Raw genomic sequence first — 20535 nt, forward strand, 5'->3', positions numbered from 1 at the left:
TCTTGTTCTCACAAAGACCCCTTAGTTCGCCTGCCGGCCTGATTAACGCACTTTGGAACTGGCTTTGGTAAAACCAGACAGCGAGAGCTCAACCACCAGGGTCTGCTCCGAACTGAAAGGGCGGAACCCTATTTTCATTGTCTTCCCGGCCTTCATGCCGGCGAGCATGCCATCGTTCAACGCAACCAGGGCAACACAGCCGTCGGTTACACAGGTGGTGAAGGCAAAGTGCTGCTCTTCAGACTCGTCAATCCGGGTCACGATGCCAGGTCTGAGATCAACCCCCAGTGGCAATACCATCTGGAGCAACATTTTTCCCTGGGGCTTGATAATCGAAGCGGAAAGTACCCTCGAACGCTTTTCGCCCTCGCCGACGAACAGCTGCTGAACGGCCTGACACTGCTGCTCCTGACAATCCACACGCCAGTCGCCAAAGGTTTCAGCCAGTACCTGCTGAGGTGTCACCATCGCAGCGCCCCCAAGAGCGACCGCAGACAGAATTCCCCTGACCACTCGCTTGCCATCAGCTAGAAACGCAAATTTCATTTCGACTCCAATACCCAATGATCGACCCGGATTTTTTACCAACGCTTGTTTTACCACAAAAGTGACAAGCAAAGCTGACACTTTCTGACTTATGTTCAGTTTTTATTCATCTGCAGATGTAAATCAAAAGAAACACTTCAGATCGCTTCGCCGTGGCAAAAAAAAGCCCCGCCAAAAGGCGGGGCAAGGAGACTGACAACGAGTATTGAAACGATGTTTCAATCAACAGAGGGGTTAACGCCCAAGCTTTTTGGCAGACTGGCCACCAATGCCGAAATGCTGCTTGGGCATCTCATCAATCAGAACACGCACGTTGGCCTCAGGAGCATCCAGTGATCGAGAGATGGCCTTGGTCACCTCCTCAATCAGACGCTCCTTCTGCTCATCGCTGCGTCCTTCCATGATATGGATCTGTGCGATTGGCATGGGTTGCCTCCTCAGACGAACTTGCCGCTGATGCTGCCCAGGCCCTGATAACGGACCGTAAAGGCATCGCCCTTGTTAACCTGAACGGCTGCGGTGATCGCACCGATCATGATGAAGCTGCCAGCCGGCAGGCTTTCACCACGTTCGCCCATCATGTTAGCCAGCATGGCAACAGAGGCAGCCGGGTGACCCAGAACGGCAGCACCTGCGCCGGTCTGTACGATTTCACCATTGATCTCCATGACCACACCGATGTTCTTCAGGTCGATGTCGGCAATATCTGCCATGTTGCCACCGGTCATGAACCGGCTGGATGACGAGTTATCCGCTATCACGCTCTTGAGATCGAACTTGAAGTCCTTGTAACGGGAGTCGATCACTTCTACGGCTGGCATGACAAAGTCGGTAGCACGCAGCACATCACCGATGTGTACACCCGGCCCCTTGAGCTCATCCTTCAGCACGAAGGCCAGCTCGGCTTCAATCTTCGGGTGGATCAGCTCATCATGCTTGATCTCACCACCCTCTGGCACGCTGAAATAGTCTGCCAGAAAGCCGTAGCAGGGATGCTCGACACCCATCTGAGCCATTTTGGCCCAGGAGGTCAGGCCCATTTTCATGCCGACAATCTTGTGGCCACGCTCTTCCTTGCGGCGACGAATTTCCCACTGGATGTCGAAGGCATCCTTGTAGGTCATCTGCGGGAAGTCGTCAGTGATCTTGGTGATCTCGTAGGCTTCCAGCTCGGCGTTTTCGCAGTGGATCGCCAGCTCTTCAATCTGGGATTGGGTCAGCTTGTTTTCGTATGCTTCAGCCATTAGATCAGCCCCTTCTCTTTCGCCATGGTCAGTGCCAGGTCTTCAATCATGTCTTCCTGACCACCGACGGTACCGCGGCGACCAAGCTCTACCAGAATGTCACGGGCCTGAATGCCATACTTCTTCTCCGCGCGCTGGGCAAACAGCAGGAAGGAGGAGTAGACGCCGGCGTAGCCCAGAGTCAACGCATCGCGGTCCACGCGGATCGGCTGATCCATGATCGGGAACACCCGGTCTTCGGCCACGTCCATGATCTTGTACAGATCAATACCGGTCTCGACGCCCATGCGATCCAGCACCGCGCAGAACACTTCCAGCGGCGTGTTGCCGGCACCGGCACCGAGGCCCGCGACGGAGCCATCGACACGAGACGCGCCCGCTTCGATCGCCGCCAGCGAGTTGGCGATCGCCATGCCCATGTTGTGGTGACCGTGGAAGCCCACCTCAACGCTGCTCGGCAGTTCGGCGCGCAGCAGGCCGATCTTGGCGGTCACTTCATCCGGCAGCATGTAACCGGCGGAGTCAGTGGCATAGATGCAGTTGGCGCCGTAGCTGACCATCAGCCTGGCCTGCTCCAGAATCTTCTCCGGGCTGACCATGTGCGCCATCATCAGGAAGCCGACGGTGTCCATTTCCATCTTGGCGGCCATGCCGATGTGCTGTTCGGACACGTCCGCTTCGGTGCAGTGAGTCGCCACACGGATGGTGGAGACGCCGCAGTCTTTTGCCATCTTCAGATGGTCGACGGTACCGATGCCCGGCAGCAGCAGGGCGGAGACTTTGGCGTTTTTCATCTTCGGCACCACGGCGTTGAGGTATTCCTCGTCGCTGTGCGCCGGGAAGCCGTAGTTCACCGAGGCGCCACCCAGACCGTCACCGTGGGTGACTTCGATCAGTGGCATGCCCGCTTCATCCAGGCCGGTGGCGATGTTGACCATCTCGTCGAGACTGATCTGGTGACGCTTGGCATGCATGCCGTCACGCAGAGACATGTCGTGCAGCGTGACTTTCTTACCGTTCAGATTCATGTTGCTTTCCTCCGTTAGCCACGCTCAGGCAAGGTAATGGTGCCATTGGACACCTCTTCGGCGAACATCTCGGCGGTGCGCAGACCGGCCGCGGTCATGATGTCCAGGTTGCCGGCGTACTTCGGCAGGAAGTCGCCCAGACCTTCCACTTCCATGAAGCAGGAGACGCGCTTGCCGTCGAAGATCGGACCATTGACCAGGCGGTAGCCCGGTACGTACTTCTGCACCTCTTTCACCATGGCGTGCACGGATTCGGTGATGGCGGCCTGATCCGGCTCGCCTTCGGTCAGGCAGTGGATGGTGTCACGCATGATCAGCGGCGGCTCGGCCGGGTTGATGATGATGATCGCCTTGCCCTTCTTGGCACCCCCAACTTTCTCCACGGCACCGGCCGTGGTGCGGGTGAACTCGTCGATGTTCTGGCGCGTGCCCGGACCGACAGAACGGGAGGAGACGGTGGCGATGATTTCGCCGTACTCGACCGGCTGCACGCGGCTGACCGCCGCGACCATCGGGATGGTCGCCTGGCCACCGCAGGTGACCATGTTGACGTTCATCTCCAGGTTTTTGGCGTGCGCTTCCAGATTCACCGGCGGGACGCAGTAGGGACCGATGGCGGCCGGGGTCAGGTCGACCATGATCACGCCCAGCTCGTTCAGCTTGCGGCTGTTCTCGGCATGGACGTAGGCCGAGGTGGCGTCAAAGGCGACGCGGATATCGTCTTCAATCACGTGCGGCAGCAGACCATCGACACCGGTGGCGCAGGTCTTGATACCCATCTCTTCGGCGCGCTTGAGGCCTTCGGAGGTCGGGTCGATCCCGACCATCCAGACCGGCTCGATCCACTCGGAGCGCTGCATTTTCATCAGCAGGTCTGTGCCGATGTTACCCGGGCCGATAATGGCCGCTTTCAGTTTCTTGCTCATTCTTCTTATCCTGTAATCAACTCTGGCCGGTCAGACAAAACGAACAGACGCGCTGCCGATTCCACCAATGCTGACGCTCATGAAGTCGCCAGCCTGAACCGGCTCCAGCGGAACCAGAGAGCCAGACAAAATCACTTCACCGGCCTTCAGCGGGATACCGAACTGACCCAAGGTGTTAGCCAGCCAGGTCACACAGTTGACAGGGCTGCCCAGCGCCGCGGCACCGGCACCAGTGCTGATGATGGAACCGTTTTTCTCGACCACCATGCCGCAGGTTGCCAGGTCTACCTTACGCGGATTGACGGCACGATCACCCAGCACGAACAGGCCACAGGAAGCATTGTCAGCGACGGTATCCTGGATCTTGATCTGCCAGTTCTCGATGCGGGAGTCGACCACTTCAAAACAGGGGATCACGCAATCAGTTGCAGCCAGGACATCGGCATTGGTCACGCCAGGCCCCATCAGGTCCTTTTTCAGGATGAAGGCGATCTCGCCTTCGGCTTTCGGCTGCATCAGACGTTCGGAGATCGGCATCTCCTCGCCCTGGCTGAATGCCATTTTGTCGGTCAGATAACCGAAATCCGGCTGGTGCACGTTCAGCATGTTCTGCACGGCCTTGGAGGTAACGCCGATCTTTTTACCGATGATTTTTTCACCGGCTTCCAGACGACGTTCCAGCATGCGCAAAGAGATGTTGTAGGCATCTTCGACGGTGATGTCGCTGAAACGCTCGGTCAGGGGGCGTACCGGAGTTCGGTCGAGCATGGCCTGATAGAGTTCATCACCACATTCTTGAATCAGTTGCTTATCCATCGTCTGTCCTCAAAGCTTGATGCAGATGTTTTTGGTTTCGGTGTAGAACTCGAGACCGTGTACACCACCCTCGCGGCCAATACCGGACTGCTTGGCACCACCGAAGGCGGTACGCAGGTCACGCAGGAACCAGGAGTTAACCCAGACCAGCCCCGCTTCCATCTGCTCGGCGACACGTACGGCACGGGCAGAGTTTTCAGTCCAGATAGCGGCGGCAAGACCGTAGTTGGTGTCGTTCGCCAATTCGATCACTTCGTCTTCGGTATCGAACGGACGGATGTGGCAGCACGGACCAAAGATCTCTTCACGAATCACACGCGCATCATCAGACAGACCGGTCCAGATGGTCGGTTCGATCCAGGCACCGTCGTTCAGCTCGGCGCCCATGTCCGGGATACCACCGCCAATTTCGACCGTCGCACCCTCTTCGCGGGCCAGATCGTAGTAGTACTTGACCTTTTCGCGGTGCTCGAGGCTGACCAGCGGACCGAAGTTGGCCTCAGGATCTTCCGGACGACCCAGTTTCAGCTTGGCCACTTCTTCCTTCATGCGGGACAGGAATTTCTCGAAAATTGGACGCTCGACGTAAACACGCTCAGTGCCCAGGCAGACCTGACCACAGTTAACGAACGCGGAACGCATGGTGCCCTCAACCGCTTTTTCGATGTCGCAGTCGGCAAAAACGATGCCCGGGTTCTTGCCACCACACTCCAGAGAGATATTGCGCAAACCAACGGCCGCAGCCTTCATGATCGCCTCACCGGTACGGGTTTCACCGGTAAAAGTGATGGCATCAACCAGCGGATGAGTGGTGAGGAATTCGCCAGCGGAGTCAGGACCAAAGCCATGAACCACGTTGAATACACCTTCCGGTACGCCACACTCGTTCATCACTTCGCCCAACAGGGTGGTGGTCGCCGGAGTTTCTTCGGACGGCTTGACCACAACGGTGTTACCGCAGGCCAGCGCCGGACCGACTTTCCAGGTCATCAGCAGCAACGGCAGATTCCAGGGTGAAATGACCGCAATCACACCCTTAGGCGTACGGTGACCGACGTTCAACGCACCCTTGCCGTCCGGCGTATCCATACGGAAGCCTTCAGTCGGATGGTTCGCGAGGGTTTCGGAGAACGCCTTGAAGTTGGCGGCACCACGAGGAATATCGATATGGCTGGCAATGGAACGGGGCTTGCCGGTATCACGACACTCGGCTTCCAGAAACTCTTCAAAGCGCTCGTTGATACGGTCCGCTACCTTGTTCAGCAGAGCAGTACGCTGAGTCTGGGTCATTTTGCCCCAGGGGCCTTTCAGTGCAGCTTTTGCAGCGCGAACAGCCGCATCCACTTCGGCCTGTCCCGCTTCGTGGACCATGCCAATCAGGCTGTTGTCCACAGGGCAACGGTTTTCGAACGTCTTGCCACTGGCAGAGGCCACGTACTCGCCGTTGATAAAATGCTTGAACTCTTTCATGGCTCACCTTGATCAGTTTCGGCCAATAGCAATGTCAGGCCGATCGTTTTATTGTTGGATCACACTGCAACAGCCCTAGCCGCGAGGGCTGCCAGCCAGGTTGAAATCCAGTATAGCGTTGCAAAAACGGGATAAAACACGCAAAAGCGGGGGTTGGAGATTCCAAAAACGGAAATGACCTCATCAGACAACTCACATTCCGCCGTTAATGATCCCTGCTGCCAACTTGCTTTTTGCCCCCTCGACCACACACAAGAGCAGCCGCCCTGCTGGTGAACACCGGTAACAGGTGCTACATAAAAAATAACCCGGGGAAGGGGACCCGGGTTATCTTGTGCTTTATGCCTGAACTGGAATCAGAACTTGTACATCGCCATCAGCTCCAGTTGCTGTCCTACTGGACGTGTACCATGTGTGGCCACATTCTGGTCGCGCCATTCAATACCGAAATCCAGACCCGGGAGATAGGTGTAGATCAGATTCGCGTGAGTAATCTCCAGCTTGTCTTCTGCGGTTGCTGTCGTCTCATCCGCTTCAATTTGAGCGTAGCGCAAAGCCCCACGGAGTTTATCGTTAAACGTGTGTGATACTCCGACAACTACCCCCGTCGTCTTGATCAGATCACCATCCGCGTTTGCATCAACCGCTGGCCTCAGAGTGGGATGCCAGGCGCCACCATAGCCAAAACCGGAATATACACCCTGGCCTTCACCGGTATATCCATTCAAATGAAGCGAGGTCGCACCCAGAGAGTATTTACCTGCATAAATCAATGCAGCACCAAACTCGGAATCTTCACTGGAATTGGTCGTGTTGCTTCTGGCAACATCACGACCGGCCAAGGCAACACTGATCGCATGGCCTCCTTCAAACTTCCTGGCATAATCAATAACGAAGTCAGGATAATCCGCATCGGCGTTAATCGGGTCTTGTAATGTCAGGCGCACATTCCCCAACTGGTAATGCAGCACCATATCAGGGCGAACCACACCACCATTACCACCTGCATTACCCTTGCCGGCATTGAAGAAATCCAGATGAGGCACGTCATAAGGGACGGATGCCAGGAACTGACCACTCCAGGTTTGCCCAAGCGTCAGGTTATCCACTTTGACGTAGGCATGGCGCAGTCGCCAATCATAGGTGGACTCGGTCGCATTGCCGCCATAGAAGTCGCCTTCCACGAATCCCATCACCTGATGCCCTTCAACTTCTCGCTTGGCGCTGAAGTTGATTCGGGATTGGCGGGCGGTACCGTCGAAGTCCGTACCTCCGGTATCCGCATCGGTAAAGCGCCCCTCTGCCTTGACATACCCACCGACGCTGAAGGTGGTACCCTTGAACTCTCCCAGCTCCAGGGCACTCACCCCGGAAGCCATACCGACGGCAATCACAGCAACTGCCAATCTGGATTTTAATACCATTATTTACATCCTTATTTATTATCGTTTTAAAGGAAGTAAAAATATCGCAGCGTCGGGATATTCACTGATATACATATATCGCAAACATTATCCCCATCTTGCAAAGGGACGAACTATTTAAAGTTTCTCAGAACTTTTTGTCAGAGTTTCAATATAATCCGCAAGACCTTATAAAAAAGGCAGCCCCGATCATTCGGCACTGCCTCTAACGACTGCTCTGACAAAAAGGCTCAATATGGTCAGCTTCTGACGTTTGCTCCCTGGGCACGCCGCATGCGGTGTTTCAACCCTTCATTAAGCGCGTATACCGCAGAACCAAGCACAACACCCCAGAAAGCAGCCCCAACTCCCCAGATACTGATCCCTGAAGCAGTCGCCATGAAGGTGACCAATGACGCATCAAGGTGCTCCCTGTCATCCAGTGCTGCACTCAGGCTGTTGCAGATAGCCCCCAACAAAGCGAGCCCGGCAATAATCGCGATCATGTCGGTCGGAAAGCTCGTGAAGAACAGTACGATACTGCCCGCAAAGATCCCGCCTATGAGATAGAACAGCCCGTTGGCCACCCCGGCAATATAACGTTTGTCCGGATTTTCATGGGCATCGGCGCTGGTACAGATGGATGCGGTGATCGCCGCAATCACGGTGGTAATGCCACCGAAAAAGGCTGTCGGGATAGAGATCAGCGACAGCAGCGTGATGATCGGTCGCGAGGAAAAGGCGTAACCGGACGCCTTGAGAATGGCAAAGCCGGGCAGGAACTGCCCGGTCAGGCTGACAATCACCAGCGGCAGTGCCAGCCCCAGCGTCGAGCTCCAGCTCCACTCCGGCACGATCAATACAGGTGATGCCAGTCTCCACTCCAGCTGGCCCAGATGCGTATCCATCATGGTCATTGACAGCACGATGCCCAGCCCCACCATTAACACCAGAAAGTAGGCTCTGCTGAGATGCTTGAACAGCACAAAACCGAGAATCATCACGGTGGTCACCAGCGGCACGGACTCCAGCGCACGAAAAGCGCCCAGACCGAAGTCGAACAGAATGCCGGCCATCATGGCTGCCGCTACCCCGCGAGGGATCAGATGCACGACCCGGTCAAAAAGCCCGGTAATACCGATCAGGAAAATGATCACCGCGGCGGTAATATAAGCGGCAACCGCCTCGTTGATCGACAGTTCAGGAAACAGTGTCACCAGCAGCACCGTCCCCGGTGCCGACCAGGCCGTGATCACCGGAATACGGAACCAGACGCTGAGCACAATACCGGTAACCGCCGCACCGATGGAGATCGCCCACACCCATGAGGTCATCATCTCAGTGGAGATGCCTGCGTTATGGGCAGCCTGAAAGAAGATTGCCAGTGGACCCGAGTAGGACACCAGCACCGCCATCAATCCGGCAATGATTGTGGAAACCGAAATATCCTTAAGCATGTTTCCCTCCTCTCAACCAAGTTCGGCGATACCTTTGACTTCCAGGAAGTAGCCCGGCGCGCCGCACAGGGAAGCCGCGCCGATAGCCGTCCAGGCAGGATAGCATCCCTTCATGTATCGATCGCGCACCTCCATATACAACGGCAGATCACGCATGTCGGTGTGATAGCTGGTGACCTCTACCAGATCGGTGAAGCGGCTACCGGCTGCCTCCAGAACTCGCTTAAGATTTTCAAATACCTGCACAAACTGGGCTTCCTTGTCAGCCACCAGTTCACGGCGTTCGTTACGGCCGATCTGTCCAGCGATATAGAGCCGCGTATCAGCCAGTACCGCCGGGGCATAGCCAATCTCGTCACGGATAAATTCCATTCCTTCAGGCACGATTATTGTTTTTGTGGCCATGATGTGTTCCTCAGCATAGGTAGATGTCTCAGCCGCCGCTCAAAGCGGCTGGACAGGGGGATTCCAAACGCAAAAAAGCAGGGCAATGCCCTGCTTGCTGTGAATACCTGTGTTAACCCAGATCACCGCCTCCTACCGGCAGCACCGTTCCGGTGATATAGGATGCCTCGTCCGAAGCCAGAAAAAGAATGGCGCTGGCCTGCTCATCCGGTGAGCTGTAGCGCTTCATGAAGGTGGAGTCGATGGTCTGGTCAACGATTGTCTGGTACCAGGCCTTTTCCTGCTCACTCATGGTTGCGCTGTTGCGCGGAATGCGACGTTCTCCCACATCGGTGCCGCCCGGTGCTACCGCATTCACACGGATGCCGTGCTGCGCATTTTCAAAGGCCATGCACACGGTCATCGCGTTGACGCCTCCCTTGGCGGCCGCATAGGGCACACGGTTCAGGCCGCGCGTTGCGATGGAAGATACATTCACAATAACGCCCCGCTGCTGCTTCTGCATCTGTGCCAGTACCGCATGACAGCACCAGAGTGTCGGGAACAGCGAACGGCGTATCTCCGCTTCGATCTGGTCTTCTTCATAAGCCTCATAAGGCTTGGCCCAGATCGTACCGCCCACGTTGTTCACCAGAATATCGATGCAACCAAAGCAGGTAATGGCGGCATCCATCGCCTTGCAGGCACCGGCATACTGTTCCAGGTCCGCCAGCGCCGTATGCACTTCAGTGGCACCGGCTGCGCGCGCCTCTTCAGCCACCTCTTCGACGATCTCCGAGCGATCCACCAGCAGCAAAGTGGCCTTTTCTGCGGCCATCTGCAAGGCCACGGCTCGACCGATCCCCTGAGCGGCACCGGTCACCACTGCAACCTTGTTTTCAAAACGGTTGGCTCTCACGGCACTCTCCTTATTTGCTGGCTGCAAACTTCTCGTAATGGAAGCTTACCGGCTGGATCCCCTTCTCCTGCATGAACGCATTGACCGCCTCGACCATCGGCGGCGGGCCACAAAGGTAGATATCCACATCACCATCGTGCAGGTGGCCTGGCTCCATGTGATTGGTCACATAGCCTTTCAGCGGCCAGCTACTCTCTTCTGACGCGACACAGGCACTGAAGGTGAACTTGTCGATGGCGTTGGCAAAAGCCTCCAGCTTGTCCAGTTCAACCAGGTCAGCATCGTGCGTGACACCGTAAATAAGATGAACCGGGTGCTCACTGCCCTCTTGCCGGATTTTTTCCAGCATCGCCAGGAACGGCGCCAGCCCGGTGCCGCCTGCAAGCATCAATACGGGACGCTTGATATCGCGCAAATAGAAGCTGCCAAAAGGACCTCGCAGCACCAGCTCGTCTCCGATCTGGGCCTTACCCGCCATGAAGGTGCTCATCAGGCCTTCCGGCACGACACGGATCAGGAAGGAGACGGACTCAGCTGTTTCATTGACCATTGAGCTGAAGGAATAGGCACGGGATTGGTCAGTTCCAGGTACCTGTACATTGACGTATTGCCCCGGGAGGAAGTGCATGGCTCGCACCTGATCGCTGGCCAGGGTAAACGACAGCGTGGACTCAGACAGGCGATTGATTTCAGTCAGTCTGGCATGGACATCGGCCTGCTGGCTGCGCACGCAGACTTCAGATGAAGCCGGCACAGTCACCACACAATCAGACTCAGGCACCATGCAACAGGTCAGTACGTAATGCTGTTCCGCTTCCTGCTCGGACAGGGCATCATCGATGTAACCATCCATCTCGTATTGTCCGGACTCACAGTGGCATTTGCAGGTGCCACAGGCACCATCACGGCAATCAAGCGGAATATTCAAGCCGGAACGGTAGGCCGCATCCGCGACCGTTTCCATTGGCAGGGTGGTGATGAATCGGGTCACCCCATCTTCAAAATTCAGAGCTACTTTATACATTGCGTGCTACCTCGGTCCCTTACACGGGGGTATCAGCGATACCCCCGGGGACACTTGTTATTGGTGTGGTTCAATCAGAGGTGGTAGATGTCTACCACGTGATGGATGTAGTCGTTCTTCAGGACGATCTTCTTGCGCTTGATCTTCAACTTGCCCTCTTCGCCACGGATCAGTGTGACAAAGGCGGTCCCGAAGTAGGTGTCTACGCTGTTGTAACGCACGCTGTTGGTCATCCAGCTGTACCGCACCTCGGCGTCATTGTCAGAAGCGGCGAACACTTCCAGATTGCTCAGCATGTGCTGGGTACGCGGCTCCGGCAGAGAGCTGGCGCTGGAGCGATCGGTCTTGATACGGAACACACGATCTTCCAGGCCGTCACGGCGGGCGTAGTAGATCAGCGAAATCTCGGATTGGGGATCAACGGTCAGCTCGCCATCCACATCCCAGCTGGGTACCCAGTACTCGGCTTCCTTGTCGTAGTGCTCAAGCCAGCTGTCGTAATCCTTGTCATCCAGCGCGCGCTGTTCGGAGTGCAGAAAGTCGCGGATCTCTTCGTAACGGATAGTCATGGCTTACTCCCCTTTCTCTTTCTGTTGCTTGCGCGCTGCCTGCTCCAGCACTTTTTGCCAATAGTGGTGCTGAACGATGTAGAGGCCTTCATCTTCAGTCTTCTCACCACTCATGACCGGGTAGATATCCAGTTTCCTGGCGTCTTCGTCCTGGCCATCGATCCAGTGTTCGGCACCACGACACATGTCGTTCCAAGGCAGCTTAATTCCCTTGAAGCCTTCCTGGCAGGCACGAAACTCTTCCAGATCGTCCGGTGTCGCCATACCTGAAGCGTTGAAGAAATCCTCGTACTGACGGATACGATGTGCACGTGCCTCGGCACTCTCGCCCTTGGGCGCGATGCAGTAGATGGTGACTTCCGTCTTGTCCACGGAGATCGGACGGAAATGACGGATCTGGGAGCTGAACTGATCCATCAGGAAAACATTCGGGTAGAGACAGAGATTACGCAGGTTGCCGATCATCCAGTCGGCACGGTCCTCACCGAACTTCGCCACCAGTTCATCACGGCGCTCGTAGAGCGGACGGTCCTGCGGGTTGGGCCAGCGCATCCACAGCAGGATATGGCCGTGCTCGAAGGCGTAGAAGCCGCCCTTCTGCTTGTTCCAGGTGGAGGCATCCATAGCCTTCACCGCATCGTCGGACATGCCTGCCTTGCGGCGCGCCGTCGTTGCCACATAGTTCCAGTGGGTCGCGGATACGTGATAGCCATCGGCTCCGTTTTCAGCCTGCAGCTTCCAGTTGCCGTCGTATATATAAGTGGAGGATCCGCGAATCACTTCCAGTCCTTCCGGCGACTGATCGACGATCATATCGATGATCTTGGCGGCTTCACCCAGATGTTCGACCAGAGGCTTGACGTCATCATTCAGTGAGCCAAACAGAAAGCCGCGATAGTTCTCCATGCGCACCTTTTTCAGGTTGTGGGAACCATCACAGTCAAACGAGGAGGGATAGCCGGCATCGGCGGGGTCCTTGACCTTGACCAGCTTGCCGGAGTTATTGAAACTCCAACCGTGAAACGGACAGGTGAAAACAGCTTTGTTGTCTTTTTTCTTGCGGCAGAGCACAGCACCACGGTGGCTGCAGGCATTGATGAAGCAGTTCAGCTCATCATCCTTGTTGCGCGTAATGACCACCGGCTGGCGGCCGATGTATGTGGTGAAGTAGTCGTTCTTATTGGCAAGCTGGCTTTCATGAGCCAGATAGATCCAGTTGCCCTCGAAGATGTGCTCCATCTCCAGTTCGAACAGCTCGGGATCGGTGAACATGTCACGACGGCCACGATAGAGCCCTTGCTCTTTATCGACCTCCATCATGCCACCCACTTTGGCGATCAGGTTATTTTGCATTGCTATGCCCTCCTTATTGTTTGATCTCAGAGTAGAGGGCATGCCCAAGGCTCACTATCCAGCCTTTGCCATTCTTTATCCCATATTTGCAGAAGGTGTTTTCACGGATTTAATGCCATATCCAATGGCGGGGAGAGAGGGGGGATCGGAGCGACGTTCTGAAGTGGGGGCCAGAAGCGGGTTTAAAACAGATGCTCAGCCTTTAGGCCGGTGGGTTTATCGATGCAACTCCTGCAACAGGTACTGAGCAATGCGCTCGGCCTGTTCTTCCTGCAATTGACTGAAGACGGGCATCTTGCTGCCCTCATGCCCATGAAGGATCAACCGAACCAGCTGAGCTTCGTTCAGATTCGTGGTGCGGTTGGCCGGTACACCTTCAAGAAAAGATCCGGCACCGTCGGCATGATGACAGTCCGCACAGTAATAGTTGTAGAGCTTGGCGCCACTGGCACTGGCTGACGGAGCATCATTGCCGCAGGCTGATAACCCGAAGGCTGTCACCAATGCAAAACCTACACGATAGAGCTTCATAACGTAAATAATCCACTTTGTGCTCGTTCCTGAGCGCGATCCTGGCAGCACAAACAAACGCTTTCTTTATTTTACATCATACTCTGTATCCTGTTACCAACACTTTGGAGAACACAAAAAACGCCGTCAGATGACGGCGTGAAAAAATCGACTGTGGAACTCAAACAGTCGAGTGCAGCACAACAACAGGAATGTAATCAGGTCAACGCCGTCAGGAAGCGTTCGTTGAGCTGACAATCATGATAAAAGATCGCCTTGCCCAGCTTGTCGGCATCCCAGGTAACGGGTTCATGATCGGGATAATGGTAGTCCCCCCCTGCAAAAACTTCGTTGCGGTTACCTGATGGATCGAAGAAATAGATGGTCTGGCCATGTGTCAGACCGTGTCGGGTCGGGCCAATATCAATCGAAGTGTCGGTCATCGAGATCAGATCAGCGGCGCGCAACACGTTCTCCCAGGTTTCCAGATAGAAGGATGCATGGTGAAACCTGCCCGGTTCCGGGTGGTCGATAAACGCCACGTCATGCGCCTTCATACTGGCCGTCAGGAACTGAGCCACACGCTTGCCATCCGGTGTCACCACCTGTTCCGCCAGGTCAAACCCGAGCACGTCCCGAAACAGATCCCAAGTGCGGTCCAGATTCGGGCCGTAGAGCAGGCAGTGGTCAAAACGGGTCGCTTTCATGCCCTTAAGGTCACGCGGCCAGGCTTCAGGGTTATGGTTGCCAACGCCCCATTTACCGGTCTGCTCCTTGGTCGCAAAGAGTTCGAAAGCATGTCCGGTGGGTGCGACGAAACGAACGCGACGACCGCAACTGTTCAGCTCACCGGCAGGCACATCTTCCACTTGGCAGCCGAACTCGACCAGTTCAGTACGCAGCTGATCCACCACTTCTTCGCTCAGACACTTGAACCCCATGAAATCCATGCCCGGCTGATCAGCTTCGCGCAGCACCACCGAGAACTTGTCCACTTCGGTCCAGGCTTTCAAATAGACACGCCCCTGATCGTCACGATCCATCTCGATCAGACCCAGCAGGTCCACGTAGTGCTTAACCGCTTCATCCAGATCCAGTACGCGAATCTGTACATGTCCGGGACGCATTACACCCTTTTTCATAGCCACCTCTTGTTGTTCTCATTTGCTGCGGCGGATCAACTCCAGCCGGTGTTGAAACGACTATTGCAGTGCAGGCGACGAGGGTAAATCCGATGGGTGCAAGCTTTATCCATTCACTGCACGGTGACGCATTGCAGTTTTTGGACAGTGGTCTGCACCAGGCGGCTATTGATGCAGATCAGGGTTCTTTCTAATCAGTGGACCATAAAAATAACGCACTCCATAGAGAGGTCCAACATGTTCAAGTCCAAAACGCTGCGTCACGCCGTGGTTGCCAGCCTGGCAACGCTATCACTCAGCTCTTCCGTTATGGCCAGCGATGAACCGATCAAGGTCGGCATGATGCTGCCCTTCAGTGGCGTCTATGGCGCTTTGGGAGATGCCACACGCAACGGCCTGAAAATGGCCCTGCAGGAGCAGGCTTCCAATCTGCACGGTCGCAAGATCGAGTACATCGAGATCGACACCGAAGCCCGTCCCGAACGCGCACCGGAAATCGCTTCCTCCCTGCTCAACAACAGTGAAGCGGACTTCATCATTGGCCCGGTACATTCCGGCGTTGCCATGGGCATGCTGAAAGTGCTGCGCGGCCAGGATACGGTGATGATTGTACCCAATGCCGGTGCCGGCCCGGTAACGGGCCCTCTCTGTTCGCCCAACGTATTCCGTACCTCTTTCTCGTCCTGGCAGCCGTCTTATCCGATGGGCCATGTGGCACTGGAAAAGGGCTACAAGAAAGTGGTTACGATGAGCTGGAACTACGGCATGGGCAAGGAAAGTCTGGATGCCTTTGAAGAGTCGTTCACGGCAGGCGGTGGTGAGATCGTCAAGAAGATTCTGGTGCCCTTCCCGAAAACCGAGTTCCAGGCTTATCTGTCCGAGATCGCTTCGATTAACCCGGATGCGGTGTTCGTCTTCTTTGCCGGTGGTGGCGCCGTCAAGTTCGTCAAGGACTACGATGCGCTTGGCCTGAAAGGCAAGATCCCGCTGCTCGGCTCAGGCTTCCTGACCGAGGGGACTCTGGAAGCTCAAGGAGAATCTGCCGAGGGAATCCTGACCACTCTGCACTATGCCGATAGCCTTGATAACGAACTGAACACCCAGTTCCGTTCCGCTTACAAGCAGCAGTTTGGCAAGGCGTCAGACATCTATGCCGTGCAGGGTTACGACACCGGTCTGATGATCGCCTCAGCCGTCAACCAACTGGGCGGCGACATCTCCAACCAGAACGCCCTGATAAAGGCACTGGAGAGCACCACCGTACGCAGTCCACGTGGTGACTTCACGTTCTCGACCGCCCATAACCCGGTGCAGAACATCTATCTGCGTACTGTGGAGAATGGCGAAAACAAAGTGGTCGAGATCGCAGCACCCGCCCTGGCCGACCCGGCCCGCGGCTGCAAGCTCTAAGCCTTTGCCGGGCAGACAGCCTGCTGCCCGGCAGTTTCAAACCAACTGATCGCTCCGGGTTCTGTCATGACCACCTCTCTCTTTCTAGTTCAGCTGATCAACGGCCTGCAGTATGGATTGCTGCTGTTTCTGATCGCCTCGGGCCTGACGCTGGTGTTCGGCGTTATGGGTATTCTTAATCTGGCACACGGCTCCATGTATATGGTCGGTGCCTATCTGGCCTGGTATTTCGTCGAACATACCGGCAGTTTTGGCGTGAGCGCCATCATTTCGGCCATCATTGCCCTGCTGATCGGCATTTTCGTAGAACGTACCCTGATCCGCCAGCTGTACCGACGCAACCACCTGGATCAGGTGCTGCTCACCATCGGCATGATTTTCGTCTTTAACGCGCTGCAGGGGATCCTGTGGGGCAACGACCCTCTCGGCGTATCTGTACCCGAGTCACTTGCGGGCGCCATCCCGCTCACGGATGTGCTGGAGTATCCGGTCTATCGCATTTTTGTCGCCCTGCTCTGCATCGGCATCGCGGCAGTGATGTACTTCATGATCAACAAAACCCGCCTTGGCATGCTGATCCGGGCCGGGGAATCCAACCGTGAGATGGTGGAATGCCTGGGTATCGACATCCGGAAGCTTTACACCATCGTCTTTGCCATTGGCGTAATGCTGGCTGCAGTGGCCGGCGTAGCGGCAGCGCCCATGTCCTCCATCGTGCCCGGTATGGGTGAACACATCCTGATCACATGCTTCGTGGTAGTGGTCATTGGGGGTATGGGGTCAATCAAGGGCGCCTTTGTTGCGGCACTTCTGGTCGGGCTTGTCGATACCTTCGCCTCGGTGCTGGTGCCCCAACTGTCGAGCATGATGATCTACATCCTGATGGCCTTCATCCTGCTGCTCAAGCCCCAGGGGTTGTTCTCTTCCTGATCCGGAGTCCGTGCCATGCTTTTCAACAAACGAACCGAACGTATTTTCATCTGGGTGTTTTTCCCCCTGGCACTGCTGATGCCACTGTTTCTCGCTGAGAACGCTTTCTATATCAGCAAGATGACCAGCGTGATGATCTTTGCCCTTTTCGTCATGTCGCTGGATTACCTGGTGGGCCGCTGTGGCCTGATTACCCTCGGTCACGCCATGTTCTATGGCCTCGGCGGGTATCTGTTCTGGATGATTGCGCCCGAGTATGAGGCGGTCAATTTCTGGGTTTACACCTTTTATATCTGCATGATCGCTTCAGCCGTCGCTCTGGTAATCGGCTTTCTGGTACTCCGCACCAGCGGCATCTACATGATCATGATCACCCTGGCCTTCGCGCAGATGGCGTTCTATTTCTTCTCTGACTCCATCGAGTTCGGTGGCAACGACGGTCTGTTCATCTACGTGAAGCCGGAAACCAGCATTTTCGGGCTGAGCTTTTTCAACCTGGATGACCCCGTTCACTTCTACTACCTGTGCCTGCTGTCACTGTTCAACACCCTGGTGTTCTTCCGCCTGCTGATCCGTTCCCGTTTCGGGCGTGTCGTCGATGCGATCCATGAAAACCCGGGCCGCACCACGGCACTGGGGTACAACATTTTTCTGTTCCGCCTGATGAGCTACGTGATCGCGTCTGCACTGGGTGCCTATGCCGGTTACCTGTTCACACTGCAGTACGGTTTCGTCAACCCGTCGATGCTGGCCTGGACCACGTCCGGTTCGGCGCTGGTGATGTCGATCCTCGGCGGCATGGGGTCCATCTATGGCGCCATCCTGGGCACCTTCGTCTATGAGGGCCTCCACTACACTCTCGAGCACCTGACCGAACACTGGATGCTGTTCATGGGCGCCCTGATCATCGCCATGGTGATGGTGTTCAAGAACGGGATCGCTGGATACATGGAAAAACTGCTGGAGAAACGCTCATGAACACCCAAGTCTCACTGGATCTCGAGGTCATGCTGGAAACTCAGGGCCTGTGCAAGTACTGGGGCGGACTTAAGGCACTGGACGATGTTTCGCTGCAGTTCTATGACAAGCAACTGCACGGCATTGTAGGTCCGAACGGTGCCGGCAAAAGCACCCTGCTGAATATGCTCTGCGGCCACTATCAGCCGACCCGCGGCAGCATTCTTCACAAGGGTGAAGCGATCGAATCAATCAGACCCTGGGCGTTTGCCCGCCGGGGAATCGGACGCAGCTTCCAAAAAACCAACATCTACTCTGGGGCAACCTGTCTGGAAAACTGCTGCGTGGCCGTGCAACGACGCATGGGGGGCAATTTCAATTTCCTGCGTTCACGTTACACCCAGAAAGTATTGGATGAGATCGCGACTGAAGCACTGGAAAAGGTCGGCCTGCGTCATCGTCGGGATGTGATCGCTTCACAGATCAGCTATGGCGAGCAGCGACAACTGGAGATCGCCATGGTGTTGGCAACGGCACCCGAGGTGCTGCTGCTGGACGAACCGATGGCCGGCATGGGCCATGAGGAATCCCAGTTGATCATAGAGCTGCTGAAGAAGCTCAGGCGGGAATACTGCATCGTGCTGGTTGAGCACGACATGGATGCGGTATTCGAGCTGTCCGACCAGCTCACCGTAATGGTTGACGGCCAGCACCTGACCACCGGTACCGTCGATCAGGTCCGTGAGGATACACGGGTAAAAGAGGCCTATCTGGGACAAGGCGACGAGGTATTCTGACAATGACGAAACTGCTTGAAGTAAAAGGCCTGCATACCTACTACGACGAAAGCCATATCCTGCACGGGGTCAGCTTTGATATTGAGCCCGGTCAGGCGGTCAGCCTGATGGGCCGCAACGGCATGGGCAAAACCACTACGCTCAGGTCGATTCTCGGGCTGGTCACGCCTCGCAGCGGGCACGTAATGTTCAATGGCGAGGAGATCACCGATCTGCCGACCTGGCAGCGCATGCGCAAGGATATCGCCTATGTCCCCGAAGGCCGGGGCATGTTCCATAACCTGACGGTGAAAGAACATCTGGAAATGGCGGCACGTGCCAACCGCAGAGGCGAACAGAACTGGACCTGTGACCGGGTGCTGGAAACGTTCCCTCGTCTGCAGGAGCGCCTGAACAATCTGGGCACCCAGCTTTCCGGTGGTGAGCAGCAGATGCTGGCGATCGGACGTGCACTGGTTACCAATCCTGAGCTGCTGATTCTGGACGAGGCCACCGAAGGCTTGGCTCCGCTGATCCGCAAGGAGATCTGGGATGTGATCCGTACCATCAAGGACAGCGGAATTTCGACCCTGATCGTGGACAAGAATATTCAGGTTCTGAAGGAACTGTGCGACCAGCATATCGTGCTGGTCAAAGGCCAGGTCGTCTTCAGTGCCGGCTCCAGCCAGCTGATGCAAAGTCTGGAAGAGGTCGAATCCTATCTCGGTGTGTGATCCTTCCTGATTTCGCCAGCCATCATACTAGGCTACTGGGGGTTTCACCTGTTCATTGGTAGAATCCCCTACTGATTCAGTTTTAATGGATGCCACTCGATGTCTGACGAGACAGAAAAAACGCCAGAGATACAACGCCAGGGAATCGGCTCACTGGAGATCGGCCTGCGTATTCTCGATACGTTGGCCGAATCCTCACGCCCACTGACACTGAAGTCTCTCTCGGAAACGCTGGAGCTCTCTCCAAGCCGCCTGCATAAGTACATGGTAAGCCTGGTTCGCACCGGCTATATCGCCCAGGAGAACGGCAGTGGCTACATCCTCGGCAAGTCCAGCCTGACTCTGGGCGTTGCAGCCCTGAGCCGGATTGATCCAATCCAGTCAGCCTTTACCGCCATTGATGAGCTCAACCGCAGCAGCGACAAGACCGTGTCCGTTACGGTCTGGAACGGTCACGCTCCGTTGGTGATCAAATGGCTGGATGCCAGCCAGCCGGTAGCGGTCAACGTCCGTCTGGGCATGGAGCTATCACCCTTTTACTCGGTTTCAGGACGCATCTTTCTGGCCCACCTGCCTGAAGCCCGGCGCGACCAGATTCTGGACAGTTTTTATGCCAACCCACCTGCTCTGCCCCGCTATGCCGGCAAATCTCTGGACAGGGACGCATTTATCGAGCATCTGCAAAAGGTAAAGGACGAGAACCTCTGTTCGTTCTACGGGGACTTCCTGCCCGATATCAATGTGGTCGGCAGTGCCATCCACGACATCAACGGCAATATTTCGTCAGTGATCAGCCTGATGGGCCTCAACGGGGATACCGACGTGCGGCCCGGGAGTCGCTACAGCGAGATGGTGAAAGCCTGTGCGGCACAAGTTACCGGGGAGATCTGCGGGCGCAGTCAGCGAAACGAGCCCGGCGCCAGCTGAACAGACACCG

At 55.9% G+C, this 20535-nt stretch carries 22 protein-coding genes; 6 read left to right on the plus strand and 16 right to left on the minus strand.

Annotation, left to right across the window (positions count from 1 at the left end; genetic code table 11):
* Window positions 1-42: 42 nt before the first annotated feature.
* The 16 genes from LN244_RS11305 to LN244_RS11380 all read right to left on the minus strand — a co-directional run bounded on the left by LN244_RS11305 (window position 43) and on the right by LN244_RS11380 (window position 14791).
* A complete protein-coding gene (locus LN244_RS11305) occupies window positions 43-546 on the minus strand; it encodes an invasion associated locus B family protein (protein WP_239039892.1) in 504 nt (167 codons plus the stop codon).
* A 234-nt stretch (window positions 547-780) separates the two neighbouring features.
* Window positions 781-972: a 4-oxalocrotonate tautomerase gene (locus LN244_RS11310; RefSeq protein WP_239039893.1), complete on the minus strand. Its 192-nt coding sequence runs from the start codon at window positions 970-972 to the stop codon at window positions 781-783.
* An 11-nt stretch (window positions 973-983) separates the two neighbouring features.
* A complete protein-coding gene (dmpH, locus tag LN244_RS11315) occupies window positions 984-1790 on the minus strand; it encodes a 2-oxo-3-hexenedioate decarboxylase (RefSeq protein WP_239039894.1) in 807 nt (268 codons plus the stop codon).
* Window positions 1790-2818 carry a 4-hydroxy-2-oxovalerate aldolase gene (gene dmpG / locus LN244_RS11320; RefSeq protein WP_239039895.1) on the minus strand — a complete coding sequence of 343 codons (1029 nt, stop codon included), beginning with the start codon at window positions 2816-2818 and terminating at the stop codon, window positions 1790-1792. The genes dmpH and dmpG overlap by 1 nt, the downstream gene beginning before the upstream one ends.
* 14 nt (window positions 2819-2832) lie before the next feature.
* Window positions 2833-3744 (minus strand): acetaldehyde dehydrogenase (acetylating), encoded by a 912-nt coding sequence (locus tag LN244_RS11325; RefSeq protein WP_239039896.1) that lies wholly within the window; start codon window positions 3742-3744, stop codon window positions 2833-2835.
* A gap of 30 nt (window positions 3745-3774) precedes the next feature.
* Window positions 3775-4560, minus strand: coding sequence for a 2-oxopent-4-enoate hydratase (dmpE, locus tag LN244_RS11330; protein WP_239039897.1), 786 nt, complete (start codon window positions 4558-4560; stop codon window positions 3775-3777).
* A gap of 9 nt (window positions 4561-4569) precedes the next feature.
* The gene (locus tag LN244_RS11335; protein ID WP_239039898.1) at window positions 4570-6030 is read right to left on the minus strand and encodes a 2-hydroxymuconic semialdehyde dehydrogenase; all 1461 of its coding nucleotides are present in this window, start codon (window positions 6028-6030) and stop codon (window positions 4570-4572) included.
* Between the two features lie 356 nt (window positions 6031-6386).
* On the minus strand, window positions 6387-7454 hold the full coding sequence (locus LN244_RS11340) for a hypothetical protein (RefSeq protein WP_239039899.1): 1068 nt from the start codon (window positions 7452-7454) through the stop codon (window positions 6387-6389).
* 239 nt (window positions 7455-7693) lie between these two features.
* Window positions 7694-8890: a benzoate/H(+) symporter BenE family transporter gene (locus LN244_RS11345; RefSeq protein ID WP_239039900.1), complete on the minus strand. Its 1197-nt coding sequence runs from the start codon at window positions 8888-8890 to the stop codon at window positions 7694-7696.
* 12 nt (window positions 8891-8902) lie between these two features.
* On the minus strand, window positions 8903-9295 hold the full coding sequence (locus tag LN244_RS11350) for a RidA family protein (RefSeq protein WP_239039901.1): 393 nt from the start codon (window positions 9293-9295) through the stop codon (window positions 8903-8905).
* A gap of 112 nt (window positions 9296-9407) precedes the next feature.
* Window positions 9408-10193, minus strand: a complete 786-nt coding sequence (locus LN244_RS11355; protein WP_239039902.1) for a 1,6-dihydroxycyclohexa-2,4-diene-1-carboxylate dehydrogenase — start codon at window positions 10191-10193, stop codon at window positions 9408-9410.
* 10 nt (window positions 10194-10203) lie between these two features.
* The gene (gene benC, locus LN244_RS11360; protein ID WP_239039903.1) at window positions 10204-11217 is read right to left on the minus strand and encodes a benzoate 1,2-dioxygenase electron transfer component BenC; all 1014 of its coding nucleotides are present in this window, start codon (window positions 11215-11217) and stop codon (window positions 10204-10206) included.
* A 74-nt stretch (window positions 11218-11291) separates the two neighbouring features.
* On the minus strand, window positions 11292-11786 hold the full coding sequence (locus tag LN244_RS11365) for an aromatic-ring-hydroxylating dioxygenase subunit beta (RefSeq protein ID WP_239039904.1): 495 nt from the start codon (window positions 11784-11786) through the stop codon (window positions 11292-11294).
* Between the two features lie 3 nt (window positions 11787-11789).
* Window positions 11790-13139 carry a benzoate 1,2-dioxygenase large subunit gene (benA, locus tag LN244_RS11370; protein ID WP_275424681.1) on the minus strand — a complete coding sequence of 450 codons (1350 nt, stop codon included), beginning with the start codon at window positions 13137-13139 and terminating at the stop codon, window positions 11790-11792.
* Between the two features lie 216 nt (window positions 13140-13355).
* Entirely contained in the window at window positions 13356-13670 is a 315-nt protein-coding gene (locus tag LN244_RS11375; protein WP_239039906.1) for a c-type cytochrome, read from the minus strand.
* A 197-nt stretch (window positions 13671-13867) separates the two neighbouring features.
* Window positions 13868-14791 (minus strand): catechol 2,3-dioxygenase, encoded by a 924-nt coding sequence (locus LN244_RS11380; protein ID WP_239039907.1) that lies wholly within the window; start codon window positions 14789-14791, stop codon window positions 13868-13870.
* A 237-nt stretch (window positions 14792-15028) separates the two neighbouring features.
* On the opposite strand from LN244_RS11380, the gene LN244_RS11385 reads away from it, so the two are divergent.
* The 6 genes from LN244_RS11385 (at window position 15029) to LN244_RS11410 (ending at window position 20525) form a co-directional block, all read left to right on the plus strand.
* Entirely contained in the window at window positions 15029-16201 is a 1173-nt protein-coding gene (locus LN244_RS11385; RefSeq protein WP_239039908.1) for an ABC transporter substrate-binding protein, read from the plus strand.
* 66 nt (window positions 16202-16267) lie between these two features.
* On the plus strand, window positions 16268-17131 hold the full coding sequence (locus tag LN244_RS11390; protein WP_239039909.1) for a branched-chain amino acid ABC transporter permease: 864 nt from the start codon (window positions 16268-16270) through the stop codon (window positions 17129-17131).
* Between the two features lie 15 nt (window positions 17132-17146).
* Window positions 17147-18109, plus strand: a complete 963-nt coding sequence (locus LN244_RS11395; protein WP_239039910.1) for a branched-chain amino acid ABC transporter permease — start codon at window positions 17147-17149, stop codon at window positions 18107-18109.
* Complete coding sequence (locus LN244_RS11400) at window positions 18106-18885, plus strand: ABC transporter ATP-binding protein (protein ID WP_239039911.1); 780 nt, start codon at window positions 18106-18108, stop codon at window positions 18883-18885. Before LN244_RS11395 ends, LN244_RS11400 begins: the two co-directional genes overlap by 4 nt.
* Before the next feature lie 2 nt (window positions 18886-18887).
* Window positions 18888-19598: an ABC transporter ATP-binding protein gene (locus LN244_RS11405; RefSeq protein ID WP_239039912.1), complete on the plus strand. Its 711-nt coding sequence runs from the start codon at window positions 18888-18890 to the stop codon at window positions 19596-19598.
* A gap of 99 nt (window positions 19599-19697) precedes the next feature.
* Window positions 19698-20525, plus strand: a complete 828-nt coding sequence (locus LN244_RS11410) for an IclR family transcriptional regulator (protein ID WP_239039913.1) — start codon at window positions 19698-19700, stop codon at window positions 20523-20525.
* Window positions 20526-20535 lie beyond the last annotated feature (10 nt).

The organism is Marinobacterium sediminicola (genome assembly GCF_022343685.1).
In the GTDB taxonomy this organism is placed as follows: domain Bacteria; phylum Pseudomonadota; class Gammaproteobacteria; order Pseudomonadales; family Balneatricaceae; genus Marinobacterium; species Marinobacterium sediminicola.